Here is a 25,046-nt window from a genome sequence, read left to right as displayed (position 1 = left end):
TCTTTGATCTCGATAAGCGCTCCGAGCCATCCCGGAGCGCTATTGCGTTATTCCATTACCAGTTCAGACGGGATGTCGATACCCACTTCTTGATAGTAGCGTGCTGCACCTGGATGGAGCGGCACAGGCAAACCGGCGATGGCTTTCTCAATGGCCATGGCTTTAGTGGCCTTATGAATGCCCTGAAGGAAAGACAGATTCTCATAAATAGCCTTGGTGAGCTGATACACATCCTCATCGGAGAGATCTTTGCGCACGGCCAAGAAGTTAGGTTGCGCAATAGTGGTGACCGGCTTATCTAGCTCAGGGTACGTGTTGGCAGGAATTTCGTACTTGGTCCAAAGGTTATATTTACCGTTAGCCGCTTTGATTTGCTCGTCAGTAAAAGACAAGATGGAAATGTCATTCCCCAGTGCAGCGAACGCTTGGGTAACCGCGCCAACTGGTACACCGGCTGGGGTGTTCATACCATCAATGGTGCCATTTTGTAGTGCACTGGCACTGCCGCCATAACCCATATACGCCAAATTAAAGGATTCCGGATCCACGCCGAGTCCTTTCATAATCTGACGACCTGAGTTCTCGGTACCTGAATTCTTCTTACCAATCGAAAATTTTTCACCTTCAAGGTTACTCAAATCACTCACGGTGCCGGTTTCTGCCAGCTCACTGCGCACAATAAAGTGCTCAACATTCTGCCAAAGCATAGACACAGAGCGCAGTTGATCTTGGCGGCCACTTTCTGCATATGGCCCCTCGCCGGACCAGGCCCATGCGCCGTATAAGCCCTGCAAGATCGCAAATTGCGCTTCGTCTTCATTAAGCAGTTTCACATTCTCGCCGGAGCCAGCAGAGCTAATTGCCGACAAAGAAAAATGGTGCTTAGGCGCCAGCTTGACCTTACTCAGTGTCGCCAGCGCAACACCAACAGGGTAGTAAGTGCCACCGGTGGAGGCCGTTGCGAGGATGTAGCTTCTGTCTTCTGCGACGGCGGTGGAGGCGACGCTAAATGAGGCCACGGCAAACGTCAGTGCTTTAAACAGCTTATTGATTTTCATTGTTACTCTCCATGTAGGGCTGCGTTATTGATTTACACAAATTAAACGGTTAGTTAACAGCAAACACATGGTTAGCAAAGAGAGTGCCAACAGCTAAAGCGTTGTTATTAGTGGTATTACTAGGAGGACTTATCGGTAATGAGCAAGATTTTTCTTATTTCCCGCTCAGCTAGTAAGCAAAATCTTGCTCATGGTGCGGCGCCAATAAGCAGTTGACCGTCACAAAACGTAAACAAAGTGTGATCACAGAACGCTTGCTCGCGAAATAGTACTGAGCAACTTTTTGCCGACGCATCAGGTATAGTCTGCGCGGTTGAGTCCAAATTTCTTCATTTTTTGGTTCAAGGTACGGCGAGGTAAATCGAGCGCCAACATCACTTCATGAATTCGCCCTCGATGGGCGACCAAGCACTCATGCAATACCTTGCGCTCAAAATTATGCAATTGGATTAAAAGCGGGACATCCGACTGGATGGTTTCCATGGTCGATGAGGGACGATTCGATAAGATTTCCATCACTGAAATACTGTCATCCAAGGCAAACCGCACTGCTACATTGCGCAGCTCGCGAATATTACCCGGCCATGAATAAGACAAAATGGCGTGCCGATCGGCTTCACTGGCCAAGCGTGTCTCCGGATTGGTCTGACGGGTAAAGTGTTCAAACAAGATTAACGCATCATCGTCACGCTCTCTCAAGGGCGGAATATGAATTTGTGCCACGTTTAAGCGGTAGTACAAATCTTGCCGAAAGGTTTCATGACCACTGAGATCTTCTTTCGCTGCCGCAATCACCCGCGTATCGATCGCTATTGACTGATTCCCTCCCACTCGCTCAACCCTTTGCTCCTGAAGCACGCGTAAAACCTTTACTTGCATGCTCATCGGCATACTCTCTACTTCATCGAAAAACAAGGTGCCTTTGTGCGCGTATTCGAGCTTACCAATCCGACGCTGATTGGCACCGGTAAACGCCCCCGCTTCATGGCCAAACAGCTCACTTTCAAATAAGTTTTCTGGGATCGCACCGCAGTTAATCGGCACCAAGCGTTGTCCACGACGTACACTCTCATTATGCAAGCTGGTCGCCACCAGCTCTTTGCCACAGCCTGTTTCCCCATAAATGATCACATTCGTGTCAATGCGTGCCAGTTTTGCCACTTGCTCACGTAACTGTTGCATCACACGACTTTGCCCAATCAATACCTTTTCTAACCCGCTGATACGCGCTAAATACGCTTGCCGCTCTTGCGTCGATGCTTGCTGGCGATAAGTATCAACCGCCTCGGTAACACGCTGAGACAAACGCTCGGGCTCAAAAGGTTTTTCGATAAAATCAAACGCCCCGTTTTGCAACGCCCCCACGGCCATATCAACATCACCGTGTCCGGTAATAAACAACACAGGCGTGGCCACCTGGTGCTGCTCAAGCTCACTCAGGATCGATAATCCATCAACATCAGGGAGTTTGACGTCGCTGACCACCGCATCAAACGGGTGCTGTAGCACGGCATCCAACCCGGCTTTCCCATGACTAAATGCTGCCACCTCAAACCCTGCCAGCTCTAGCCACTGGCAGGTGGTCTGGCGAACAATATCGTCATCTTCAATCAAGGCAATGCGTGGGGGTGTTTCAGCAATCATGAGGGTTCATCCGTGATACGTTTTTCATTACGGTAGCAAAAGCCACCGATCAGAAAAGGAGCTAGCTCTCACTTTCTCATCACACTGCTTTAACATTTTTTCGGCGCACCGCAGTCTAAAACAGAATAAGAATGAGAGTGTGTTATGCATCAGGATCACCACAGCCACCAAGAAACCAGCATCAAGACGACATGGGCTCGATTAGTATTCGTCGGCATACTGGTGATTTTCTCATATGGCATCAGCCGTGAAGCGGCTTATCAGTGGTTAAGCGTACAACATCATACTGAGGTGCAGAACAAGCTTTTGGACTACATCGGTGAGGTCCGCCGTGCATTAAGACGCTTCTATCATCTGCCTTATTTGCTGACCAACCATCCTGACACACTGGCGATTGTAAAGGGCGAGCAGCATGACCCCGCCGCCTTCCAAGCAAAACTCACACAGCTCGACAAAGCGGCCAATACCGAAGGCTGGACACTGCTCTCCACATCAGGCGATGTGCTGGCGTCGAGTTTGATTGATGAACGCTTTAGCCGCCCCGATCGGTTGGCGATCGTCGAGCAAGTATTGCACCAAGGTGAAGGCGTATCATTGGTAAATAAAACCAAAGGCTATGGCCCACTCTACTATTTATCCGCCCCGGTTTTTGAGGGGCTTAACATCGCCGCTATCGTGGTGGTGCAGATTGACCTGAGTTTTCTCACCGAACAACCCATTACCAGTCAAGACATCATTCTGCTGCAAAATCGGCAACAGCGCTTTTTCCTTTCAAGTAGCAGCGAGTACAACGCAGACTGGCTGAATGCAGCCCAGCTGAACGCGACACAAACGCCAGAACACGATAAGACACAGACGGTTAACAGGGAAACGCGTTATCTCTACGACAGTACCGCCATCAGTCAGTGGCGGCTGAATGCCACCTCCTTTCTCGGCCACACGGTAAAACTGGACGATCTAAAGTGGTCAGTGAGCTACCTTACGCCCTACAAGCCTATCAAAGGCGCGGCAAGCCTGTTCGCATGGGGAGTGGCCGCCGCACTGCTCGTTGTCATTCTGCTGTTGATTATCGGTCAACAACGCCGGCAAAAACACCGTCACCAGCAGCGTATTCAAAGCTTATTGCAAGAGTCGCAGCGCCGACTTAAACAAATGATCGATAAAACACAAGTCGGGTTACTATTAATTGATCAGCAAGGAGCGCTGTTTGATCTCAACCCGATGGCCAAGCGGTTATTTGGCTTGCCAGAAAACAATCATCACCGCATTTTTGCTTGGGAATTATTTGATACCGGCAATCCCCATTCCACCACCCTCACCTTGCTCAAAAACCTCGATAAGCACAATGAACTGGCCGAGCTCAATGCGGTTGAAACCATGGCGCGTCGCAGCGACGGGAGCGTCTTTCCAGCGCTTTTCTCGCTCACCCGATTTCCTTGGCATGATGAGCAATACTACCTAGCGACGTTGATTGACATTAGCAAACGTAAAAAAGCCGAACAGTCACTGCAGCAGATGAACCAAGCACTTACCGAACGGGTAGAAGAGCGCACCCAAGCGCTGCAACAAGCACAAGCGCAACTGATTGAAACCAGCAAAATGGCCGCCTTAGGGAGAATGTCGAGCGCCATTACTCATGAGCTTAATCAGCCACTTACCGGCCTTCGTACCTTACTCACCACCAACACCTTGCTTGCTGAGCGCGGCGAGACAGAAAAAGTTAAAGCCAACAATCAGCTGGTGCAAAAGCTGATTGATCGTATGACCAATATGACCAGCCAATTAAAAACCTTTGCCTACAGCAAACCACAGCATCTCCATCCCGTGTCGCTGGCTGATGCCCTCAATGAGACCTTGCGTGTGTATCAAGCTCAGTTGGCAGACATTGATGTGCGAGTGCGGATGCCTCACGACACGCCCCTGATTGAGGGTGAAGGACAACGACTATTACAAATATTGGGGAACTTGGTGTCTAACGCGTGCGATGCGATGGCAAATACCGCGGCGCCGACCTTGGTGTTTGTGGTCACGCCTGCCGAAAGGACAGTCGAGTTGACAGTCAGTGACAACGGCTGCGGTGCCTCAAAAGACGTTCTTGAGACCATGTTCGAGCCGTTTGTCACTTCTAAAAAAATCGGCGACGGACTGGGTTTGGGGCTCGCGATTACCGCCAATAACGTGCGAGATATAAATGGACAGATAAGCGTCGCCCCTAATGCCCAGAATGGACTGACCTTCACACTTACTTTTCAGTCAGTCATCCCTGGTCACTAAACCGCGCGCCGCTCGCCTCCGCGCGCAATTACAGTGCGGCCGACATAATATGCTGAGGGCCAGCCGCACCGCCCCAATACAGCTCGCCTGTATCGGTAAAGCCGCCTTTTTGGTAACAGGTTTTAGCGGCCGGGTTTCGACAGTTAACGGTCAGATACACCCAATTGAAATCACCATAAGCAACGGGTAAATACGCCAGCAAGGCCTTAACCGCACCGGTACCTAATCCCTGCCCTTGATACCGCGCATCCACCACAAACATGCGCAGACCCAGCGTCTTTGGCGGGCAAAAGTCATACTGAGACGCATAGTCGATATCGAGTTTAAAAAAGCCTACCGTCTTGCCCGCTCGCTTGATCACATGGCGGTGAATGGTCTCACTGTCCTCGGCAAGAAATTCGTCTGCAGTCCCCGCAAACTTTACTTGTTGGTCAGGTAACGATACCTGGCGAACCCCCTCTGTGTCTTCATTCGTTAGCGGGGCGACACTTATATCGGTAAGCTTACTGGTGGTGGCGTCTGGCATGTTAGCTTTCATCATCCTTGTTATTGGTATAGGGCTCGCGCGTTAGTCTTCGTGATCAATAGCCTTTGCGGTCAATGCTGAGCACTCGAGGTTAGGGAGCACCGAACAACGTGCTGCTTCCATAAAAAGCGGGCATAAAAAAGGGAGCCCTGCTACACAGCGCTCCCTATCATAGCGTGCCCGTTAGGTTAAATCACTGACAATTCAACCTTAATATTGCCACGCGTGGCATTGGAATACGGACATACTTGGTGTGCTTGCTCGACCAATGACTGCGCGGTCTCTTTATCCAGATCGCCAACCGATACTGCCAACTTCACGGCAATACCAAAACCGCCATCAATCGGGCCAATCGACACTTCTGAGTTGATATGTGTGTCTTCGGGCAAGGTAACGCCTGCTTTACCCGCCACCAAACGCAGCGCACCAATAAAACACGCTGCATAACCGGCAGCAAAGAGTTGCTCTGGGTTGGTGCCTTCACCATCGTTTCCGCCTAGCCCTTTAGGGGTTGAGAGCGCAACGTCTAAACGTCCGTCATCGGATTTTGCTGAGCCTTCACGGCCTCCGGTAGCGGTCGCTTTTGCTGTGTAGGCAACACTTTGTAGCTCTTTCATTTCACTCTCCTGTGTCTCAGTCCGCTTGCGGCTCACTGCTTCGCCCAGCAGGTGCGGTGAAGCCGCTTGCATCAGGTTTATTTATTTTGCATGCAAAATACTAGATCGCATGACCCAGCATTGCAAATACTTTGCGTACAAAATAAAATACTCATTAGACACACAGACAATGACAAGCCATGACCTATCCCCAATTACAGCTCAATAGCCAAATTTGCCACCGCTTGTATAAAGCCTCTAATGGGATTTCGCGCGCCTACCGAACCTGGTTGAGCGAGCTTGATCTCACCTATCCGCAATATGTGGTGATGATGGCGCTGTGGGAAGAAAATCAACTATCGATCGCCACGTTAGTCGAGAAAACGGGGATCGATGGTGGTGCGATGACGCAGATTTTGAAAAAGATGAGCGATAAAGGCTTGCTCACCATCGTGAAAGACCAAGACGATAAGCGAAAGCGATGGGTCACCCTCACGGGCAAAGGCATTGAGCTGCAGCACCAAGCCGCTGCTATCCCTGAGAAAATCCGCTGCAAGTTTCCCAGCATTGATGATGAGCAAGCCCAGCACCTGATTGCGCTGCTGGATATGATTAATCACGACTTAGGAGAAAGTGACGCATAACCGTCCGGAAAACGGCGCCCGCGCAAGACGCATCGGCAACAAAGGCAAACTATTGCTTGGTCGTGGCCCCCTTTACTGACACAATCGGCGTTGTTACCTCGATATGAACGGACAACAATGAAACTTTTAGCTCGCAACCTTGCACGCACCACCACGGAACATGAACTCCGTCAGCTGTTTTCTGAACACGGCGATGTCACCGAATGCACTCTGGTGCTGGACCAAGAGACTGGCGAATCCAAAGGCTTTGCTTTTGTGACCATGCCTGACGAGACACAAGCCAAAGCCGCAATGGCCGCCTTAAACCTCACCAGTGTTGCGAAAAGCAAAATCCGCGTGAAAATCGCGAACTAAGCAAAAAGCCCCCTTGCACTTACATCGGCTATGGGGCGGGAACGATAGCCAACACGATCATACGTGCTGGCTTTTGTTTATGGTCGAGACTTCTGTCCATGGGCGAATACTATTCAGCTGATCTTCGAGCTCATGTTCAGTAATTTCAGTATCATAGGCGATTTGAGCACGCAGCCAATAGCCCTTCGATAATCCAAAAAAACGGCATAAACGCAGGTCTGTATCAGCCGTTATAGCCCGTTTACCAGCAATAATTTGACCAATACGCTGTGCGGGCACTCCGATTTCTTTAGCCAAACGATATTGCGAAATCCCCATGGGAGTCAGGAATTCCTCTTTTAGCAACTCGCCCGGTGTGACAGCTTCTACAGTACGCATGAGCGACCTCCTAGTGATAATCAACGATTTCGACATCTTTGCACTTAAACGATCGAATCATCCTTCAGTAGTAACGCATTGCGTTAATAACGTAAAGCGTCATGAAACGATAGCTGATTGACAGCCTACGCCCGACTCGTCACTATCAAGTTTTCGGCATGTAATGACGCTCGAGCAGTAAAAATGGCAAAACCGAATAAAAAAGGCCCCACCAAAACCATCGATATTTTCTGTAAACGCTGTAATGCGCCACTGTTTAAATACCGCAAAGGCGGCAAAGGTGCATTGGTTAAGTGCTTTAAAGAAAGGATTGTTGAAGATGCCACCACCACGCCGTGTCACTGCCCTCAGTGCGAGCAGCCCTTTGCGCGTGACACCCTGGTGCGAGGCACACCAGCCTATAAATTCATTGGCGGTAAGGTATGGTTCAAATGAAGATAACCCCTTTAGGCGATACGTTCGGGGCGCAAGTCGATAATATCGACCTATCCCAGCTTTCCGAGGCTGAGTTTGCGGCGCTGTACCAAGCATTTTTACGCTACAAAGTGCTTTTCTTTCGCGAGCAGCCTCTCTCGACCGACAACCATGTCGCACTGGCAAAACGCTTCGGCGAGCTTGAGCCACCTCACCCGTTTTTCCCACATCTGTCCGACAACGACCAAGTGGTCGTAATTGAAACCAGCCGCGGCAATCCACCCAGCCAAAGCTATTGGCACACCGACATGACATGGCAAGCGGTGCCGCCCAAGTGCTCGATTTTACACGCGCAATATGTACCAGAACATGGCGGGGATACGATTTGGTGTGACATGGCAGCAGTATGGGCCAATCTAACCGACGAAGAAAAAGCCGAGCTACGCCAGCTCAACACCATTCACGCGCTACACGCCTTTGAAGGCAGCCGTTACGATCATCAAGACGCCGACGGCCAGAGTGTTGTCTCGAAACGCGCTCAAGACTACCCGCCCATTCGCCGTGCCATGGTGCAAACCCACCCTGAAACCGGCCAAGAGGTGCTATTTATTAACGAGCAATTTACTCGCGCGATTGCCGATTGGCCAGTGGCGGCTAGCCAACAACGGCTCGCGACACTGTTTAGTCAAGCACGCCAATCAAAATATCACGTTCGCTTTCGCTGGCAAAAACACTCGGTGGCAATCTGGGATAATCGCGCCACCCAGCACTACGCGGTAACCGATTATGGCGACGCGCCCAGACGATTGCACCGCGTCACCGTTCAGGGTGACAGTGCTCAGTAACATCTCATGGCGCTCAGACGCGGGTATATTGATACAGATTGTTGCGATGCCCATAAAGCATGATTTGGCTTTGTAGCCGAAACCCTAGCTTTTCAAGCAAGCGGTTTGAGGGTTGATTGTCCGGTAAGGTAACGGCCTGAACAGTACTCAATCCGGTCGCTAACAGGGTTGCTTCAAGCACCGCCTCGGCGGCTTCTGTGGCGTACCCTTGCCCGGTATAACGCGATAAAAACGCGTAGCCTAAATCTGGATATGCCAACTCATCGCGCTTAAGCACACCGCACATACCGATGGGCTCACCATCTTCCCGCCGTTCCACCAGATTTAAACCGAAGCCATGTGCTTGATAACTCGCGAGCGGCTCGTGATGGAGATACTCGATCGCATCTTGCTCAGTACGCACCTTTTTATCTGCGATATAGCGTATAAACGACGCCTCATTAAGCAGCTCAACAATAAATGGCGCATCGTCGAGTGTAAACTGTCGCACATTGAGCCTTTTTGACTGGCATATCAGAGTCATAAACCACTCGCCTACTGAAACCTTCTATCGCGCCATAATCGCATATTGGCGCGAATAAGTATCTACGCTGGCAACCAACACTGATAAAAATCGGTCTTCGCATGTTTGGGGTTGGCGCGAACAAATTCCCAGCCGTGCTGGCGATAAAAGGTTAACGCACGATGGTTGTCACGGCTCACAGAAAGCATTGCTCGCCGACACCCCGCGTTTGTTAAGGTGGCTTCGATATAGCGCTGCAGTAAAGGGGCCAGCCCTCGACCACGAAAAGCAGGTGCAAGGTAGATGAGATGCACATAACCCGTCTCAGGCTCCGGCGACGTGCTGCGAAATTCAAGCTGCCCAGCCCATTCTCCATCGACAAAAATATGCCGATAAAACCACTCGGGCTGATTCATGCGTTCACTCACCCGTTCATAATAGCCAGTTAGAAAGTCTTCAAACCCCTCATCGGAGCCAAAGCTACAGACAAAAGCGTCCCGACGTGCAGCCACGCAGTAAGCAGAATCGGTTTCAAGATTGATGGGACGGAAAGTCAGGTGCATGGGGTATTCTCAAACTCTAACGACCATATGCGCTGCATAACGATAATATACACCTAGGCTTTACTCGATGATCTGATAGTGACGCGTGACATTTTTCGTAACTGCTCCCCAATAGGATGATTTAACTCTCTCTTGGTGCCTATCAAAAGCTGAGCGATCGACAAACTCTTCATAAACATCAAACCGCAGCGGATTCTCCGAATGTTGCTGAACCTTAAAGACCAAGCAACCCGGCTCTTCCAACGTCAACTTTTTATGATTAACAAGCTCTCGCGTCACAGCCTGAAGATCAGAGCTTGGCACGAGAATAAAGCCTTCTAGAGTGACTTTTGACATATAGTTTATTTTTTGAAAAATTCAGTTAGCATTAAGAAAATGCTCACTAACTAAACAGTGATATTCGTGGCCAGTAAAACGGATCAAGTCCAAGCGTCAATTGCAGTGGATTGTTAGGTGAGTTCTTTTCGGATTGTGACCTTTGTTGAAAGAGTGGAAAATGCTCCTCTTCCTTGATCTACTTCCCCTGAATGTGCGTAGCTTACACTCCATTTTTTCACTTTATCCAAGTAATTCCCTCTACTATTTTTCAATGCAGCTAGTTCTGATTTTTGATAGCAGGACTCTAACCCCATAAAAGCAACATCATTTGAACGAAATGGCTGGAATAATCCAAATGAGCTCCATGCTACTAACAAAGACCACATTCGAATAAGCAATGATAACTCAGAGTCAACTTCATCCCATCTTACTTCTGGGTTAGCTTCATTATGTGCAATCAGCTTATTTCGAAAACGCAATACTGAAGAATTATCGTTTGTAAAACGCCCATTATTGCGATCCATTTCGTGGTTAATATAGTCAATTTCTTCCTGTGTACACGCACCATCACTGAGCATAATTGGAGACACATCATCCCATAACTTTCGCAGTGAATTATCACGACCGTCTTTGCTTATTAACTTACCTATAATAGTAAACACTCCGTAAATAGACCCTAAATATCATTGCGCAAAGAAGCCGCTGTGTTTGAATAGATTCTTCTCAGTTTCAATCTCTTGAAATGCGGCTTGAACAGACCTCCATTCAATAACTTCTAGAATAAGTTCATCTATCCCTTGGGGATAGCTACCATCTTTAAAGCCATCGCTATTTTTCCACAATTTCAGCTTTTCAACTTCACTTTCCCATAGAGCTCTTGATTCATCACTATTCGCCGAATCAACCATACTTTGATAATATTCAAGTGAAGAGTTAATTTGGTCTATAGTTTTAGCCTTATTAGTCACTTGTACAACGTATTCTTTTGCATCGCTAATATTTTTAAAAATCATAGAACTCCCTGACTCACCTAACGAATGACATGGATTCCCCCTCTTGAAGATCTACCACACTTAGGTGCGGCCTTTAATATCGGAGGTAAACATGTCTAGTCAATTCTTTTGTGGCGTTGATCTCGCCAAGCACCACTTTTCTCTTTATGCAGTGATTAACTACAAAAAATCGCCATTATTACTTGTGTAAGTAAGATGGTAGTGATCTTAAATTCGATGCTCAGAGACGGCGTGATGTGGGATAAAAATCTCGCTAAAATTTAGGATTGACGACATACTCGTTTGTTAGCTACCTTTACCAAAGATGTACTTGGTCATTAAGAACTCGTTGAAATGACTAATATTTTTTCTTGCCACCTCAGTTGAAGTTGATACGAGCTTACCATTTACACCAAAGTTTTGGTTGAACTCAATTAGACCTTCATGAGTGAGAAGATTGCCGAAAGAAGAAGACCAAAAAACAAAGTCTCTTTCTTCATCTAAAAAGCACTGTTCAGCAAGAGCGTTTAACTCTGTCTCACAGTTGTCTGAACAAAAATAATCAAACGTTTCTGTGTGTGAGCCACCATTTTCTATGTCATACCCCCATGCACTTACAGTTGCAGGAGCACCATTTATAGAGGAGCCACAATTTGAACACTTTATCGAACAATTCTTAAGATTACTGTCTTCCTCCAAAACCATATTCTTATAGAAGTTGGTGGACGATCTAGGAAAATATCTTTTCGCTATGGCTACTCCAAGATCAGTTTCAGTTAATTTTTTTTCAATTCGTGCATAAGTGAAAAATGCACAAGGGACGTCCTTAGATAGCTGTTCAAAGTAACTAACTAGGTCTTGAGTTGGAGTAAGGGAGTAAAAACCGACAAACCCATCGCATTGATGTCTCTTTACTCTATCGAGTATTTCAAGCTCATCTTTTTTGGAAATAGCTCGATTACTATGAACTGAATGTTTGCAACTAACTAACCAAAGTCTGCGAGAAGGTGTTATATGGCTTGGGATAATTTCACTGACTATTAAGTCACGTCCTCCGTCAGCACCTCTCCCCGGTGAAGACTCAATAGAAAAACCTAGTGATTTAAAAAATTCTTCCGCAAAGAACTCAAATTTATCGGATTGATAATTACTACTATTTGCTGTGGGGATTTCTAAAAAATCCAACATATGACCTCCTGATAGCTAACGAATGACATGGACTCCCCCTCTTGAAGAACTGCCACTCTTATGTGCGACCTTTAATATTGGAGGTAACCATGTCTACTCAATTCTTTTGTGGTGTTTATTTCGCCAAGCATCACTTTTTAAATAACAATGTATCTGCTTTTTTATTGACTGCGTTCGCGCTAAAAAAGTGCCAGACGCAGTGCTTACCTATCCGTATTCGAGCTATTTACTTAATAAAACAACGGGGTTGCTCAACACCTAAATAAAGGGTCGGCTGCGCGTGATGTTGATCCACTTTAACGGACACGTCTTTCGTTAAGTACATTGTTTTTCAAACGCTATCGGCGACATATAGCCAATGCTACTGTGTAACCGTGTTCGATTATAAAAGTACTGAATATATTTTCTGAGCTTCTCTCGTAAGTGCCTTAAGTTAGCAATCGGTGCATCTTTGATTAACTCGCCCTTAAGCGATTTAAAGAACGACTCGACTTCTGCATTATCCGTGCATTTCCCTGGACGATTCATGCTCTGCTCAATACCGTGTTCCGCCAGTAAATGTCGCACCCTATCCGCACAATACTCGCGCCCTCTGTCGGTATGAAATAGCAGCCCCCGTTTAGGCTTTCGGCTAGCGAGTGCTTTGACGATAGTGAACATCGTCAAGTTTGAATCGAGTCTGTCGCTGAGCGCCCAGCTAAGTACCTTTTTTGAGTAAACATCAATCACTACCGCTAAGTAGCCCCATCGGTTTCCTACTTTTATGTAGGTAACATCCGCAGTCCATTGTTGATTGATTTTGCTCGCCTTTTCTTGTTCTAAGCGTCGATTGACGAGTCCTTTAAAGAACGTCCGACTCTTTTTCTGACGACGGTAAACACGGTCCACTCTCGCCTTTAAACCGGCTTCTCGCATCAAGCGAGCCACACGCTTACGACTCACTGCGAGACCTTTTGCCTTCAACGCCGCATGGATTTTAGGACTCCCATATCTGCCTTCGCTTTTACGGTAGATGAACGCTATCTCTACGCCTAGCTCACTATCTGCGCGCGCATGTCCTGACTGTCCGCGGCTTAGCCAATCATAATAGCCACTACGAGACACAGAAAGATGCCTACACAGCTTCTTTACTGAGTAAACATTACTATATTGCTTTACGAATCGGTAGGCTTGCGCCTTTGTTCTGCTTGAAAGCGTTGCCACTTTTTTAAGATATCGTTCTCCTCTTCAAGCTCTGTGATCCGTCGCTTGAGTGCCGATAACTCATCCTTCGCCTTGTCTGGCTTCACTTTATTTTTTGGGACTTGACCATACCAAACTCTCCATCTCGATACGCTTTACGCCATTTCGATAGCATGAATGGATGGATATCAAGCGCCTCTGCAACCGACTTCACTGTTCGATGCGTTTCATAGCTCCATTCAACCGCTTTCAGTTTGAAGTCTAATGAATATTGCGCTGTCTTTTTACCCGTTTTATAGGCTGGCATACTGACCTCCTCAGGTCGTCGATGCGTGTCCAGTAAAACGGATCAAGTCCAACTTGTCCCTCTTAAATGCTTTGTATGGATAATCTCACCCGAATTTGGGTAAAGTGAGACCCAGGCTTTAGCTGCAACTAAAGCTTTCTAATGTGCAGTTCGATTGAATGCTGGCTCCTCTGTCGAGAGACCGATAACAAACATGAACGCACCTTAGAACTCCAAGCACCAAACTCGAATACTCGACTGGGTCTCGAACCCGTATTACGCAAACAAGAGTTAGCTTATTATGAATACTTCATCCAATCAAAACATCTACATCGGCGTCGATACCGGCAAAGCGCAACTCGACATCTACGTCAGACCAACTGCGCACTTCTTCTCTGTGCCAAACACTGATAAAGGCATTAAAGATGCATTGAAAATCATCAAGCCATATCAGCCTGAGCGCATCATCATTGAAGCCACTGGCCGATTAGAAATGTCCTTTGTGCTCGCGTGTATTGAAGCCAATTTACCCATCGTACGCGCCAACCCTGTGCACATTAAACGCTTCGCCGGCGCCATTGGGCGCAGAGCGAAAAATGACCGCTTAGATGCTGAGTTAATCGCACATTATGGCGACGCCATTAAGCCTGAAATCACCATTATCAAGGCGGAAAATATACGTCTAATGAGTGACTTAGTCACCAGGAGAAACCAGCTCCTATCTATGCAAACGATGGAAAAGAACCGCTTGCAGATACTGCCCAAAACCTTGCATTCAACCATCAAACCCATGCTCACTGCGATGAAAAATCAAATCACCAACATCGAACAAAAACTCGTGAAGTTGATTGAAGCATGCCCTGAATATCAGACTAAAAATACGCTCTTACAAAGCGTGCCTGGCATTGGTAGCATTGCGGCAGCATCTATCATCAGTAACGTCCCTGAGCTGGGCTATATAACTAACAAACAAGCGGCATCACTCATTGGTGTTGCACCCGTGACAAAAGAAAGTGGGCGATATAAAGGCAAACGAGTGATCCAAGGTGGACGTGCTCAAGTTCGCACCGTGTTGTATATGGCGATGATGTCTGCGATGCAATGTAATCCTGTTTTTAAAGCCACGTATACCCGATTAGTCGCCGCTGGAAAGCCGAAAAAAGTCGCCATTATTGCCTGTGTGCGCAAGATGGTAGTGATCTTAAATTCGATGCTCAGAGACGGCGTGATGTGGGATAAAAATCTCGCAAAAATTTAGGATTGACGACATACTCGTTTGTTAGCTATCTTTTTCGCAGTGCAGAGGAAAATGTTGCGACACTCCCATTGCTGAGCCACGTGATAATCTAAGGTGTGTATCACGATAATGGGCATAGCAGTTATCAACTAAGTTGATTGTAGCTTTTAGTGCAACCAGTACCTCTTGCACAACTAATTCACTAATTTTGTCACGGGAACTTTCATAAATTCCAACTAAATCATAACCAGTATTGTCGATGACTTTGCCCTCCATCCATGACATATTTTTGAACATCTGGTCGTCACCTGTATAAAGCTCACTAAAACCTTTATGAGCTCGGTCATTGCGATCAGTCCTCAGTTCTTCACCCGTTTTATCTAAGATTATTAAGTCTTCAAGAATTTCTGGATGCTGAGTTTTAAGCGCCTTTTTCAACTGCTTTATATTCAACTGAAAATCGGAAAGCCCAAGTTCCAAAACTTCATTCACAAAGTGGAAAGCTATATCTCGCAAGCTGGAGAAACGAAATAGCGTCAAATCTACGACAGATTTAAGCCAGTCATATCTGTTTATATCTTGAACACTAGATTTCACCGGAACAGTCTCAACTCCAAGCATTTGAGGGATTACCCGTAAATCGATGAACTGTTGCTCAAGCATATTAAACCGAACATAAGTTAAATGTGCGTAAGCCATGTGTGGGTCAGCTTCAGAAAACTCTTGCCAATTTTGGTAAGGCAAGTCATGGAGAAAATAACAATTTATCGAATCATATAAGACCGCTTTGAAGCGAGAATCTTCCAAATCCCACCAATAATATTCATTGTTCATAGATACTCACAATTTCTGATTGATAGCTAACGCGCGCCATCACCGGTGACAAAACCGGAGCGAAGCGGAGGTTTTGGCATCCGTTGCATGGCTTGGTTATGCGGATCTATCATTCTCTAAACAACCGAATAACGCTAATCACCTTTGATTCCACCAAGCACAATTGAACGAAGGACCAACCTGAGAACCATCCACCATGCATAAATTGCAGGTAAAGAGGCAGAAACATTATCATCAAGGAGCCCGTGTGCAGTTTCATTTCGCAAGTTAAAGCCGAGGACCTCTGTGAAAACGCTTTTTATTTCAAAGGTTACATCTTCTCCGAACACCTGAATAGCTTCGGGAGAGTCCATTAGCGTGCTTAATCCATTTTCATTCTCAATTCCATCTTTATCAATCGTGCTTGTATGGAAACCGGAAGCTTTCAGCTGTGTCCGAACAACGTGCTCAACCTGGGGGCAAATCAAGTGAATCGCAGCACCAAATTCGTATTCGAATCCGAGCCATAAAGCATATCCTAAGAGCTTCTCTCGGCCCTTCGATACGATGGGTGATTGATAACATGCAGCTACAAGCAACTCCCTTGTAAATCTGTGCTCCATGAGTAGCTGCCTCAATGCAGGGAGTATTTGACCTTCCACTACCAGCTGTACTTCAAAGGAAAATTGCTGTTGGACCTGCCTTTTCAAAACAGCCTTATTTGATGGATCATCTTCACCCGCTTTCAGGTTCATGGGAGGGGTCTTAGCAACAACTCGGCCGTCGCTGCTCATATGACTTGAGCCAGCCAAACTGCTAAACATGCTCTCCTGCATAATTTCTTTTGCGCTGGACGCTAATTCTTGATATTTCGGACCAGTGAACAAGCCAATGAAGTACATCAAGGCTTCTTCTGGACTGCCTTTGCCTGCGACATGGGCCATCGATGACTTTGCAACCTCGGATACGTCGACACCTGGCGTTTCAACCAAAACCATTTCGTCTAGTGACGCTCGACCTGAATCCTTTATTTTATCCCGTACTACTGAAACTCTGCTCTCGACATCGTAATTGACTCTATTCTTGTTCGGGATTCGACGATATGCTTGAACTGCATTTTCATAGAAAGAGTTGGCAGCCATGTTACTGCCCGCAGATCTAGAATCACCTTCCAGTTCAAAACAATCAGCTATCGCAATCAGTGCGTCCAGCCAGCTTTCCTCTTCAGAACACTGCTGATACTTTTTTGCTGCCAATTCAAAATATGATCTCGCCGAATGGAAATCTCCGTCATTCTTCAATTCGAGTGCAATTTTGAATAGCGATGAAGCTATATCCTCTTTAAAATCTCGATCAATTTTTAGCTGGTCAAGTAAGTCCGCAACCCATAGGGTCATAAACTTATTTCTTGGATGCTCGGCGCAGAAGGCTGAGAATAGATTATTTTTTATACCATCTAGCCGATCAGTGTCTCTGATTTGCATGCATAAACGAGCAGCTCGTTCCCATCCGTTTCTCACATCACGATGCCACGTTTCTGAATCAATGGGATTGGAAATATACGAATCTATTGCAATTTTGGCATGCTCTGGATTCTTCGGTTTTCTCAACAACCAGAGAAGATCTGCCAGCCTCGCTTTCAGCCATAACTCATCAACATCGTTCAGAATTGTCTCGAAGAAAATCAATTCTTCCGCAGTAAAATCTTCCGGTTGAGCGGACCGTCTCCCTGCCTGAAAGTCCTGGAAGTACGCTTTGAACGGCTCATTGAGACTATTCGGCCTTAGCATCATTGAAGCTACTCGCGACAGCAACTCAAGGACTCTAGTGTGATTTGGCTTTCCCGCTTCATCCATTTCCTTTGCAGACTTTTGCAGACAACTCATAATTGAAGAGTATCCATTGTGTTTCTCGGGGGATACGTCATAACTCCAGTTACATTCAATGAATATTTCACGAGTCATTTCTAAAGAGGTTGCCATATATTCCCTTCCGTTCAGACCTAAAAGCTCAATCACACCGTGCCGCATAACATTGTATTAGTGCGCGCGCTCGATATGTCAAAACCGTCATGCGCATCTTTTATCACCTAAGCTACTGTTAGTAAAACCACTTTCAACGCTTGAAGCAATCATCTCGTCTACGAAAGTGTGCATGCCGCCTATCACGGTTCAGGCGTTCACATTATCCCCAACCAGTGAAATGCAACCCATTGATTAAATAGCATTTCTATTTTTTCGTTTGGTGATAATGTGAATGTGTGCCGGATAATCGTGCACACAATCTGGCTTCCCTCGCCGATAAGCTGTGTAAATATATAGCTTGGCAGTTTAGTGGAATGCGCTTTAACACCCACGCTACCGCCATTGGTTGGCGGCGTCCAAAAGGCCTTATAGGGCAGTTTTTCGTGGGCTAGATTATCAAACGCTGGGCAGTGTGTTTAGGCAAAGGGGTCTAAAATGTTGGCGCGGTCAGGATTTGGGGATTTATAAGGGGTTAAACGCAAAAAAGCCGCTGACTGATCAGCGGCTTTTCGGTATATGGCGGAGAGATAGGGATTTGAACCCTAGAAGGGCTATTAACCCTTGCCGGTTTTCAAGACCGGTGCTTTCAACCACTCAGCCATCTCTCCGGAACGCGGCGTATATTATTGGGTTCGCTGAGGCTTGTAAACCCTTTATTTGCCGCTTTTTGTCTGTTCGCTCAAGCCGTGATCAGGTTGGCGATATTGCTAGCAAAAGGCGATTAGCTTGCCGCCAATCGCCCTACTTTTACTGAGCCACGTTAGCCGAGTCTCGTTACCGCGCAGTAATTATAGCGCGATAAAAATACCCGCCAGTGCCGCACTCATTAGGTTGGCAAAGGTGGCGGCAATCACTGCGCGCACGCCTAAGCTTGCCACATCTTTGCGGCGCTCGGGCACCATGGCACCAATCGAGCCAAGTTGAATGGCAATTGAGCCAATGTTGGCGAAGCCACACAAGGCAAAGGTCACTATCACCTGGCTTTGCACCGACAAGTTCGCTTTGATATCGGCAAAAGATAAGAAGGCGACAAACTCATTGAGTGCGATTTTCTGCCCTAATAGGTTGCCGACGGCAAACACTTCATGCACCGGCACCCCAGTAAGCAATGCCAAGGGTGAGAATAAATAGCCGAATAGGCTTTCTAGGCTTAAGCCTTCTAAATCAAGCAGCTCGCCAATGCTCCCGAGCCCGGCGTTTAACATCGCAATCACACTGATAAAGGCCACCAGCATGGTACCCACAGCCACCGCGACTTTCATGCCGTTCATCGCGCCGCTGGCCAAGGCATCAATCGCGTTCGCTTGGTCGCTATCGCTGATCTCCACCTGGTTTTGCTCAGCCGGTGTTTCCGTCTCAGGGACAATGATTTTGGCCATTAATAATCCACCGGGCGCGGCCATAAAGCTCGCGGCAATCAGGTATTTCAAATCCACGCCCATGGCGGCATATCCACCAAGTACACTGCCGGCCACTGAGGCCATGCCGCCGACCATTACGGCGAAGAGTTCAGAGCGGGTCATTTTGCTAAGAAAAGGGCGAACTACCAAAGGAGATTCGCCCTGAGAAAGAAAGATGTTGCTGGTTGCCACCAGAGACTCTGCGCGGCTGGTGCCGAGTAATCGCTGTATGCCGCCACCGAGCAATTTAATAACCCACTGCATAATGCCGAGATGATAAAGGAGAGAAATCAGCGCACTGATAAAAATGATTAACGGCAGTACTTTAACAGCGAAAATAAACCCATCGTTCGCCAGAGGTCCAAACACAAATTCGATGCCTTCGTTGGCAAAGGAGAGCAGCTTCGCCGCGCCATTACTCATTGCCCCTAGCATGGCTTGACCAAAGGGAATATAGAGCACCAGGGCAGCAAACCCAGCTTGCAGGCCAAACGCGCCTAGCACTGTTCGCCAGTTGATCGCTTTGCGGTTGGTGGAAAATGCGCACGCGCATAGAAACAGAGCGACCAGACCTGCCGCACTATAGAGGAGTTGCATAAATAGATTACCTTGCCGTTGTGTTGCACTTGCGGTACGGATGAGTACGACACGCTGCCGGGGTGGCAAGAGGTTCCATCATGCGTTACATCGTACCGCGGGTTCGGTGAAGGTGGGCCCGACCTTGGACGCTTTTTCTTCAGCCGCAAATCGCGACACAGTCACTCTTTGGCTATCGCTGAGCAAAGAGCACATGTTGGGCGAGCATTATAGTGTGATTAAACTCTCATTTCCAGCAGAATTTGACGTTCGATCACACTTATTGAGTGGTTATAGAGGGTTGCAAACTGTCTTTTTGGCTGTGTCTTGTCTCTCAGACAATGGTCGGATGTTTATCCCTCTCTTTTTGTGTCACCTTGGTGGTGTCTATCATTCACACCCTGCATCACGCCTGCGCTTAACAAATTTGGCAAGATTGGTTGACACGTTTGGCTCATATGATATTCATGGGTGGCTATTGACAAAATCATTGAAGGTAAAGCGATAAAAATAAGCCTCAATGGAAAAACAAAAGCAATAGCGCTAAAAAACATAAAACAAAGCAAACACAACAACGCAACCACAATAAAGGAAACACACATGCAAACCGTCTCTTCGCATCAGACAGGAGCTAGCTTGTCTGTGATGCAACGTCTACGCGCATTGGGGCCAGGTATCATGATGGCCGCGGCAGCTGTAGGCGGCTCTCACCTTGTTGCCTCGACCAAAGCCGGAGCCATTTATGGCTGGCAACTCGCGGCATTGATCCTGCTCGTTAACTTGTTTAAATACCCCTTTTTTCGAGCAGGCGTACAATACACCGCGGGAACCGGTGAAACCTTGGTCGAAGGCTATGCGCGTTTAGGTCGGCCTTATTTGTGGCTGTTTGTCGCGTTAAGTGCGGTCTCTGGGGTGATTAACACCGCGGCCTTAACCTTATTTAGTGCCAGCTTGCTCAGCTATTTTGTGCCGTTTGATCTCTCACTGACGGTGCTCTCGAGCATTATTGTGGCCACCTGCTTAGTCATCTTGATTGCGGGGCATTACAAAGCGCTGGATACCTTATCGAAAGTGATCATGGCGACGCTGACTTGCGCCACCTTAGTGGCGGTGACGATTGCCGTGGGGAATCCTGTCGCGGTTGAACCCAACTTCAATGCGCCCTCAATTTGGTCTGTCGCCGCCATCGGCTTTATTGTGGTGACCATGGGTTGGATGCCCGCTCCGATTGAAATTTCTAGCATCACCTCGGTGTGGCTCAAGCGTAAAGCGCAATCTGAGCCGATTAACGCCAAAGCGGCGCTGTTTGATTTTAACGTCGGTTACATCGGTACCGCGCTGTTGGCGATTGTGTTCTTATCACTCGGTGCCTTGCTTCTGCACGGCAGCGGGGTGGAGTTAAAGCAGTCGGGTATCGGCTTTTCGCACCAGTTAGTGGGCCTGTACGCCGCCACCATTGGTGAATGGTCGCGCTATTTGATTGCCGTGGTCGCCTTTTTCTGTATTTTCGGCAGCACCATTACCGTGATTGATGGCTATGCGCGGGTCGTATCAGAATCACAACGCTTGTTGCGTGAACAAACAGAAGCCGAGGCGCACCCGGGCATCGCACAAGGTTGGATGATGCTGATCTCGGTGTTGGCACTGGCGATTGTGGCGTTTTGGACCGGCGCACTGCTGACCATGCTTGATTTCGCCATGGTGGCGGCATTTGTCACCACGCCCTTTTTTGCTCTTTTGAACTATATTTTGGTGACCAAGCACCGCTTGCCGCCTGAAGTGACCATGAGCAAAGCGATGCGTGCGCTAGCCATTACTGGATTAGTGTATTTATTCGGCTTTTTGGCGGTGTTCGTCTGGTGGAAGTGGTTGATGTAACAAAGTTTACCTTGTTCGCGCTTAAAGGGCTGGGTTAACATCCTTTTACAACTTCACCATCGGTGTTGAGCGCGGATAAGGTATTATTGACCTTATAAAAGCCAGTCGTGGTTTAGGTTAAGGACGTGGGCGGCTTGAAAAAGTGAACGACTGCCCACATAACTGTCGTATATAAAAATGGATTGTTAACCCAACCGGGAGAACGTTATGAACGATCGTATCGTTTCGCACAGCCAGTCACAGCAGAGTGCGTTATCTACAAACAAAGTGCTACGTAATACGTATGCACTGCTATCGATGACACTGATCACCAGTGCTATCGCGGCCTTTATCGCTATCGCTGTCGGCATCGGCCCAATGATGTCGCTAGGTATGACCCTAGGTGCGTTGGCGATCGTGTTCTTTGTGCTACCACGCACCATGAACTCTTCCGCCGGTATTGTATGGACCTTCGTGTTTACCGGCTTACTGGGTGCCTCACTCGGTCCAACCTTGACCTACTACCTGAGCCTGTCTAGCGGCCCAGGAATTGTCATGCAGGCGTTGGCGACCACAGGTATGGTGTTCTTAGGCCTATCGGCGTATGCCATTACCTCTAAGAAAGACTTCTCTTTCATGGGTGGTTTCTTGGTCGCGGGTGTGATTGCTCTACTGGTGGCGATGGTCGCGAACATCTTCTTGCAGATCCCAGCGCTGAGCTTGGCAATCAGCACCATCGCGGTACTGATTTTCTCAGCCTTTATTCTGTATGACACCAGCAACATTATTAATGGCGGCGAGACTAACTACATCCGCGCCACCGTGTCGCTGTACTTGAACATCTTCAACATCTTCGTTCATATGCTGAGCATTCTTGGCTTTATGAACGACGACTAAGCCTCGTGCTTTAAACCGTAAGTCACAAAGAGCCGGCATGCGCCGGCTTTTTTTATGGCTGCTTTTTTATCCCTAAAAGCGTGTGATTGAATGGCGCACCCACTCAGTGAAGCGCGCCACATCAGGCACAGTGAACGCCAGTTGCACTCGCCCGCCCTGCTCGCTATGCTTTGCAGCCTCAATCAAAGCGATAACGTCCGGTCAGATGACGAACAAAGGTAAAAGTATGCTGGTGTATGAAGGTGAAACCATTGCGACGGATGCGCAAGGGTATTTAAAAAATGTGGATGATTGGCACGAAGCCCTGGTACCGCTGCTTGCCGAACAAGAAAACATTGCGCTGACCGAAGCCCATTGGGAGGTGATTCACTTCGTCCGCCATTTCTATCAAGAGTACAACACCTCACCAGCGGTGCGTTTGTTGGTTAAATCGATGGAAAAAGAATACGGCCCGGAGAAAGGTAACAGCAAATACTTGTTTAAGCTGTTCCCTAAAGGCCCGGCAAAACAGGCCACCAAGCTGGCAGGCTTACCCAAGCCCGCGAAATGCCTCTAGTCACCGAGGCCGATAGTTCAAGCGCCGCCACACCTTCGCGGCGCATGTAACGATTGGATCTAGGCTCTCTTCTATTGAGACCTGTTACTAAGGCGCTACAAGATGGCAAAGCCATCAACGGCGCGCCATTCCGCGTCCTCTTGATCAACCTGATCGACGCCCGCCGTCGGTGGCCCTTTATCTAACCAGGCCATTAACGAATCCACTGACTCTTCGCGTCCACAAGCCAATACCTCAACGTGACCATCCGGCAGGTTCTTCGCGTATCCGGTTAATGAGAGCTTCAACGCCTCATGGGCGGTGTGATAACGAAAGCCAACCCCCTGAACGTGACCTGTGACATAGGCTTTGACACATTTTTGAGACATCTGTCACCTCTCCTATATTCCCATTGCAAAACGACACCTGTATAACGCTACATGAGACAAGTCGTTTGACAGGATGGCGTCATGAAAGAAGTTGCGTTTCGATGGATTGATAAATATTTTATCCACCTTCGGCTACAAGAAAAATTTTACCTTATCTTTTTCCTCCCCTTGCTCGCAATGGTTGTGATTGCGCTTACCTTGGATGCCGCCTCGGATACCCGTGTGGCACACAAGATGGAAGCGGAAGGCCAAGCCATTCAAGCGATAGTTGATAAATACGACCTCCCGAAAGGTGAGATACAAACCCTGCTCAATAACCAGCAAACCGGTTTTACGTTCAATGGTAATGAGCTTGTCTATCAACTTGACGGCTCACTGTTTAGCCATATGAGCGCCACCGACTGGAGCCTGCTGATCGGTATGGTTCTGGTGATTGCAGTACTGATTTACTACATCATGACTTTTATTGGCGGCGCGATGTACACCATGAACCAAGCCTTATTAAAGCTAGCAGATGGTGAGCTGAGCTACCGAATGAACTTTATTCCTGTTCGTGATGAGTTTAGCCAAATTGCCGTCACTATCGATAAAGTGCTTGAGCGCGAGCAAAACTTGGTGAAGGCGATTCAACAAAGCGCTGAGATGATGGATGGCTTGTCAGCAAGCTTGCAGCAGCGTAGCGATGAGAGTGAAGCCTTGGGTGAGAGTCAGCGCCAGTATCTTGATTCACTGGCCAGTGCCACCGAAGAAATGGCAGGCTCGATTCGCGAAGTGGCCAGCCATGCCACGGACACCTCAACCCAAACGCAAGAGGCCACCGAAGCGGCGAACCAAGGACGTCAGCAAGTCCAGCAAACCATGGCCGCGATTAACGGCCTTGCCAGCGAAATTGCCCAAGCGGCGGATAAAGTCAGCGAGCTGAGCAAAAACGCCGAGCAAATTGGCACCGTGGTGACCACCATCAATGGCATCAGTGAACAAACCAACTTGTTGGCGCTGAATGCGGCGATTGAAGCGGCACGTGCCGGTGAACAAGGCCGCGGCTTTGCCGTGGTGGCCGATGAAGTACGCACACTGGCCAGTCGCACCCAAGAGTCAACGGTTGATATTCAGTCTATGATTGAATCACTGCAAACGCATACCGCGGATCTGCGCCGCGTGATGGAAGGCACGGTTGAAAATGCGTCCGCCAGCGAGGCAGCGGTGCAAGAAATTGATACCGAAATCAGCCAAATCGCTGAGCGCAGTGGCACCATCGCCGATCGCAGCACCGAGATTGCGGCCGCTGCCGAACAGCAAGGCAATGTCGCGGGCACAATTTCGCAAGACGTCGAACAAGTACGCAGCCAATCAACCCAAGTGGCACAAATGCTGCGTGATTCTGCCACCGAAGTCAGCGAGCTGGGCGCACAAGCTCATCAGCTGAAAACCTTGGTGGCAGGGCTTCGTACCTAAACGCCTAGGTCTACCCCCTCACGCTTGTAATCACGCGCCCTTCTCTGGGCGCGTTTTTATTGCAATCCCCCTGACCTTGCTCGACAATACCCGCCCTTT

27 protein-coding genes, 1 tRNA gene and 1 pseudogene are annotated in these 25,046 nt (G+C 48.0%); 11 read left to right on the top strand and 18 right to left on the bottom strand.

Annotated features, from left to right (window positions below):
- Positions 1-47: 47 nt before the first annotated feature.
- The gene (locus N8M53_RS05775; protein ID WP_077577883.1) at positions 48-1,058 is read right to left on the bottom strand and encodes a TAXI family TRAP transporter solute-binding subunit; all 1,011 of its coding nucleotides are present in this window, start codon (positions 1,056-1,058) and stop codon (positions 48-50) included.
- Between the two features lie 294 nt (positions 1,059-1,352).
- Positions 1,353-2,702, bottom strand: a complete 1,350-nt coding sequence (locus tag N8M53_RS05770) for a sigma-54-dependent transcriptional regulator (RefSeq protein WP_269579808.1) — start codon at positions 2,700-2,702, stop codon at positions 1,353-1,355.
- 144 nt (positions 2,703-2,846) lie between these two features.
- Between N8M53_RS05770 and N8M53_RS05765 the strand changes: the two genes are divergently transcribed.
- Positions 2,847-4,976 (top strand): sensor histidine kinase, encoded by a 2,130-nt coding sequence (locus N8M53_RS05765; protein ID WP_269579807.1) that lies wholly within the window; start codon positions 2,847-2,849, stop codon positions 4,974-4,976.
- Positions 4,977-5,004: 28 nt separating this feature from the next.
- On the opposite strand, the gene N8M53_RS05760 is transcribed toward N8M53_RS05765, so the two are convergent.
- Positions 5,005-5,502: a GNAT family N-acetyltransferase gene (locus N8M53_RS05760; RefSeq protein WP_269579806.1), complete on the bottom strand. Its 498-nt coding sequence runs from the start codon at positions 5,500-5,502 to the stop codon at positions 5,005-5,007.
- A 188-nt stretch (positions 5,503-5,690) separates the two neighbouring features.
- Positions 5,691-6,119, bottom strand: a complete 429-nt coding sequence (locus N8M53_RS05755) for an organic hydroperoxide resistance protein (RefSeq protein ID WP_069361329.1) — start codon at positions 6,117-6,119, stop codon at positions 5,691-5,693.
- Positions 6,120-6,298: 179 nt separating this feature from the next.
- Here N8M53_RS05755 and N8M53_RS05750 point away from each other — a divergent pair, with 179 nt between their 5' ends.
- Both N8M53_RS05750 and N8M53_RS05745 read left to right on the top strand, forming a co-directional pair.
- Complete coding sequence (locus tag N8M53_RS05750) at positions 6,299-6,742, top strand: MarR family winged helix-turn-helix transcriptional regulator (protein WP_077638430.1); 444 nt, start codon at positions 6,299-6,301, stop codon at positions 6,740-6,742.
- A 117-nt stretch (positions 6,743-6,859) separates the two neighbouring features.
- Entirely contained in the window at positions 6,860-7,096 is a 237-nt protein-coding gene (locus N8M53_RS05745; protein ID WP_077638429.1) for an RNA recognition motif domain-containing protein, read from the top strand.
- 57 nt (positions 7,097-7,153) lie between these two features.
- Here N8M53_RS05745 and N8M53_RS05740 read toward each other — a convergent pair whose 3' ends face one another.
- The gene (locus N8M53_RS05740; RefSeq protein WP_077606279.1) at positions 7,154-7,474 is read right to left on the bottom strand and encodes a HigA family addiction module antitoxin; all 321 of its coding nucleotides are present in this window, start codon (positions 7,472-7,474) and stop codon (positions 7,154-7,156) included.
- 183 nt (positions 7,475-7,657) lie between these two features.
- On the opposite strand from N8M53_RS05740, the gene N8M53_RS05735 reads away from it, so the two are divergent.
- Positions 7,658-7,909 (top strand): hypothetical protein, encoded by a 252-nt coding sequence (locus N8M53_RS05735; RefSeq protein WP_025739952.1) that lies wholly within the window; start codon positions 7,658-7,660, stop codon positions 7,907-7,909.
- Positions 7,906-8,733 (top strand): TauD/TfdA dioxygenase family protein, encoded by an 828-nt coding sequence (locus N8M53_RS05730; protein WP_077638428.1) that lies wholly within the window; start codon positions 7,906-7,908, stop codon positions 8,731-8,733. The genes N8M53_RS05735 and N8M53_RS05730 overlap by 4 nt, the downstream gene beginning before the upstream one ends.
- A gap of 13 nt (positions 8,734-8,746) precedes the next feature.
- Here the strand turns inward: N8M53_RS05730 and N8M53_RS05725 are convergent, their stop codons facing one another.
- The 5 genes from N8M53_RS05725 to N8M53_RS05705 form a co-directional block, all read right to left on the bottom strand.
- Positions 8,747-9,256, bottom strand: coding sequence for a GNAT family N-acetyltransferase (locus N8M53_RS05725; protein WP_077638427.1), 510 nt, complete (start codon positions 9,254-9,256; stop codon positions 8,747-8,749).
- A gap of 62 nt (positions 9,257-9,318) precedes the next feature.
- Complete coding sequence (locus N8M53_RS05720) at positions 9,319-9,798, bottom strand: GNAT family N-acetyltransferase (RefSeq protein ID WP_077638426.1); 480 nt, start codon at positions 9,796-9,798, stop codon at positions 9,319-9,321.
- 60 nt (positions 9,799-9,858) lie between these two features.
- A complete protein-coding gene (locus tag N8M53_RS05715; RefSeq protein ID WP_269579805.1) occupies positions 9,859-10,134 on the bottom strand; it encodes a putative quinol monooxygenase in 276 nt (91 codons plus the stop codon).
- A gap of 113 nt (positions 10,135-10,247) precedes the next feature.
- Entirely contained in the window at positions 10,248-10,778 is a 531-nt protein-coding gene (locus tag N8M53_RS05710; RefSeq protein WP_269579804.1) for a hypothetical protein, read from the bottom strand.
- A gap of 21 nt (positions 10,779-10,799) precedes the next feature.
- Entirely contained in the window at positions 10,800-11,129 is a 330-nt protein-coding gene (locus N8M53_RS05705; RefSeq protein WP_269579803.1) for a hypothetical protein, read from the bottom strand.
- Positions 11,130-11,291: 162 nt separating this feature from the next.
- On the opposite strand from N8M53_RS05705, the pseudogene N8M53_RS05700 reads away from it, so the two are divergent.
- Positions 11,292-11,393, top strand: a pseudogene (locus N8M53_RS05700) (IS110 family transposase); the annotation flags it as partial.
- 21 nt (positions 11,394-11,414) lie between these two features.
- Here the strand turns inward: N8M53_RS05700 and N8M53_RS05695 are convergent.
- From N8M53_RS05695 to N8M53_RS05685, 3 genes are all read right to left on the bottom strand, one after another.
- Positions 11,415-12,296 (bottom strand): restriction endonuclease, encoded by an 882-nt coding sequence (locus N8M53_RS05695; RefSeq protein ID WP_269579802.1) that lies wholly within the window; start codon positions 12,294-12,296, stop codon positions 11,415-11,417.
- A gap of 315 nt (positions 12,297-12,611) precedes the next feature.
- Positions 12,612-13,499, bottom strand: a complete 888-nt coding sequence (locus N8M53_RS05690; protein ID WP_269579801.1) for an IS3 family transposase — start codon at positions 13,497-13,499, stop codon at positions 12,612-12,614.
- Positions 13,500-13,581: 82 nt separating this feature from the next.
- Positions 13,582-13,785 carry a transposase gene (locus tag N8M53_RS05685; protein ID WP_269579800.1) on the bottom strand — a complete coding sequence of 68 codons (204 nt, stop codon included), beginning with the start codon at positions 13,783-13,785 and terminating at the stop codon, positions 13,582-13,584.
- A gap of 280 nt (positions 13,786-14,065) precedes the next feature.
- Between N8M53_RS05685 and N8M53_RS05680 the strand changes: the two genes are divergently transcribed.
- Complete coding sequence (locus tag N8M53_RS05680; protein ID WP_269579255.1) at positions 14,066-15,022, top strand: IS110 family transposase; 957 nt, start codon at positions 14,066-14,068, stop codon at positions 15,020-15,022.
- A 21-nt stretch (positions 15,023-15,043) separates the two neighbouring features.
- Here the strand turns inward: N8M53_RS05680 and N8M53_RS05675 are convergent, their stop codons facing one another.
- The 4 genes from N8M53_RS05675 to N8M53_RS05660 form a co-directional block, all read right to left on the bottom strand.
- Complete coding sequence (locus N8M53_RS05675; RefSeq protein WP_269579799.1) at positions 15,044-15,835, bottom strand: Cthe_2314 family HEPN domain-containing protein; 792 nt, start codon at positions 15,833-15,835, stop codon at positions 15,044-15,046.
- Between the two features lie 134 nt (positions 15,836-15,969).
- Positions 15,970-17,796 carry a DUF4209 domain-containing protein gene (locus N8M53_RS05670; RefSeq protein WP_269579798.1) on the bottom strand — a complete coding sequence of 609 codons (1,827 nt, stop codon included), beginning with the start codon at positions 17,794-17,796 and terminating at the stop codon, positions 15,970-15,972.
- Between the two features lie 559 nt (positions 17,797-18,355).
- Positions 18,356-18,446 (bottom strand) — tRNA-Ser (locus N8M53_RS05665).
- A gap of 180 nt (positions 18,447-18,626) precedes the next feature.
- Complete coding sequence (locus N8M53_RS05660) at positions 18,627-19,835, bottom strand: NupC/NupG family nucleoside CNT transporter (protein ID WP_077666985.1); 1,209 nt, start codon at positions 19,833-19,835, stop codon at positions 18,627-18,629.
- Between the two features lie 579 nt (positions 19,836-20,414).
- Here N8M53_RS05660 and N8M53_RS05655 point away from each other — a divergent pair.
- The 3 genes from N8M53_RS05655 to N8M53_RS05645 all read left to right on the top strand — a co-directional run bounded on the left by N8M53_RS05655 (position 20,415) and on the right by N8M53_RS05645 (position 23,124).
- Entirely contained in the window at positions 20,415-21,692 is a 1,278-nt protein-coding gene (locus N8M53_RS05655) for an NRAMP family divalent metal transporter (protein ID WP_269579797.1), read from the top strand.
- Between the two features lie 207 nt (positions 21,693-21,899).
- A complete protein-coding gene (locus tag N8M53_RS05650) occupies positions 21,900-22,568 on the top strand; it encodes a Bax inhibitor-1/YccA family protein (protein WP_046073363.1) in 669 nt (222 codons plus the stop codon).
- Between the two features lie 226 nt (positions 22,569-22,794).
- Positions 22,795-23,124, top strand: a complete 330-nt coding sequence (locus tag N8M53_RS05645; protein ID WP_025672953.1) for a TusE/DsrC/DsvC family sulfur relay protein — start codon at positions 22,795-22,797, stop codon at positions 23,122-23,124.
- A 95-nt stretch (positions 23,125-23,219) separates the two neighbouring features.
- On the opposite strand, the gene yccX is transcribed toward N8M53_RS05645, so the two are convergent.
- On the bottom strand, positions 23,220-23,492 hold the full coding sequence (gene yccX, locus N8M53_RS05640; RefSeq protein WP_269579796.1) for an acylphosphatase: 273 nt from the start codon (positions 23,490-23,492) through the stop codon (positions 23,220-23,222).
- Positions 23,493-23,573: 81 nt separating this feature from the next.
- On the opposite strand from yccX, the gene N8M53_RS05635 reads away from it, so the two are divergent.
- A complete protein-coding gene (locus N8M53_RS05635) occupies positions 23,574-24,947 on the top strand; it encodes a methyl-accepting chemotaxis protein (RefSeq protein WP_269579795.1) in 1,374 nt (457 codons plus the stop codon).
- Positions 24,948-25,046 lie beyond the last annotated feature (99 nt).

The sequence above is a fragment of the Salinivibrio kushneri genome (assembly GCF_027286325.1).
Lineage (GTDB): Bacteria > Pseudomonadota > Gammaproteobacteria > Enterobacterales > Vibrionaceae > Salinivibrio > Salinivibrio kushneri_A.
Note: the sequence above shows the minus strand (reverse complement) of the source record. Positions and strands in the feature narration are given on the sequence as shown.

Coding starts and splice junctions, on each gene's coding strand:
- N8M53_RS05775 (WP_077577883.1), bottom strand. CDS start 1,058: ATGAAAATCAATAAGCTGTTTAAAGCACTGACGTTTGCCGTGGCCTCA.
- N8M53_RS05770 (WP_269579808.1), bottom strand. CDS start 2,702: ATGATTGCTGAAACACCCCCACGCATTGCCTTGATTGAAGATGACGAT.
- N8M53_RS05765 (WP_269579807.1), top strand. CDS start 2,847: ATGCATCAGGATCACCACAGCCACCAAGAAACCAGCATCAAGACGACA.
- N8M53_RS05760 (WP_269579806.1), bottom strand. CDS start 5,502: ATGCCAGACGCCACCACCAGTAAGCTTACCGATATAAGTGTCGCCCCG.
- N8M53_RS05755 (WP_069361329.1), bottom strand. CDS start 6,119: ATGAAAGAGCTACAAAGTGTTGCCTACACAGCAAAAGCGACCGCTACC.
- N8M53_RS05750 (WP_077638430.1), top strand. CDS start 6,299: ATGACCTATCCCCAATTACAGCTCAATAGCCAAATTTGCCACCGCTTG.
- N8M53_RS05745 (WP_077638429.1), top strand. CDS start 6,860: ATGAAACTTTTAGCTCGCAACCTTGCACGCACCACCACGGAACATGAA.
- N8M53_RS05740 (WP_077606279.1), bottom strand. CDS start 7,474: ATGCGTACTGTAGAAGCTGTCACACCGGGCGAGTTGCTAAAAGAGGAA.
- N8M53_RS05735 (WP_025739952.1), top strand. CDS start 7,658: ATGGCAAAACCGAATAAAAAAGGCCCCACCAAAACCATCGATATTTTC.
- N8M53_RS05730 (WP_077638428.1), top strand. CDS start 7,906: ATGAAGATAACCCCTTTAGGCGATACGTTCGGGGCGCAAGTCGATAAT.
- N8M53_RS05725 (WP_077638427.1), bottom strand. CDS start 9,256: ATGACTCTGATATGCCAGTCAAAAAGGCTCAATGTGCGACAGTTTACA.
- N8M53_RS05720 (WP_077638426.1), bottom strand. CDS start 9,798: ATGCACCTGACTTTCCGTCCCATCAATCTTGAAACCGATTCTGCTTAC.
- N8M53_RS05715 (WP_269579805.1), bottom strand. CDS start 10,134: ATGTCAAAAGTCACTCTAGAAGGCTTTATTCTCGTGCCAAGCTCTGAT.
- N8M53_RS05705 (WP_269579803.1), bottom strand. CDS start 11,129: ATGATTTTTAAAAATATTAGCGATGCAAAAGAATACGTTGTACAAGTG.
- N8M53_RS05695 (WP_269579802.1), bottom strand. CDS start 12,296: ATGTTGGATTTTTTAGAAATCCCCACAGCAAATAGTAGTAATTATCAA.
- N8M53_RS05685 (WP_269579800.1), bottom strand. CDS start 13,785: ATGCCAGCCTATAAAACGGGTAAAAAGACAGCGCAATATTCATTAGAC.
- N8M53_RS05680 (WP_269579255.1), top strand. CDS start 14,066: ATGAATACTTCATCCAATCAAAACATCTACATCGGCGTCGATACCGGC.
- N8M53_RS05675 (WP_269579799.1), bottom strand. CDS start 15,835: ATGAACAATGAATATTATTGGTGGGATTTGGAAGATTCTCGCTTCAAA.
- N8M53_RS05670 (WP_269579798.1), bottom strand. CDS start 17,796: ATGGCAACCTCTTTAGAAATGACTCGTGAAATATTCATTGAATGTAAC.
- N8M53_RS05660 (WP_077666985.1), bottom strand. CDS start 19,835: ATGCAACTCCTCTATAGTGCGGCAGGTCTGGTCGCTCTGTTTCTATGC.
- N8M53_RS05655 (WP_269579797.1), top strand. CDS start 20,415: ATGCAAACCGTCTCTTCGCATCAGACAGGAGCTAGCTTGTCTGTGATG.
- N8M53_RS05650 (WP_046073363.1), top strand. CDS start 21,900: ATGAACGATCGTATCGTTTCGCACAGCCAGTCACAGCAGAGTGCGTTA.
- N8M53_RS05645 (WP_025672953.1), top strand. CDS start 22,795: ATGCTGGTGTATGAAGGTGAAACCATTGCGACGGATGCGCAAGGGTAT.
- yccX (WP_269579796.1), bottom strand. CDS start 23,492: ATGTCTCAAAAATGTGTCAAAGCCTATGTCACAGGTCACGTTCAGGGG.
- N8M53_RS05635 (WP_269579795.1), top strand. CDS start 23,574: ATGAAAGAAGTTGCGTTTCGATGGATTGATAAATATTTTATCCACCTT.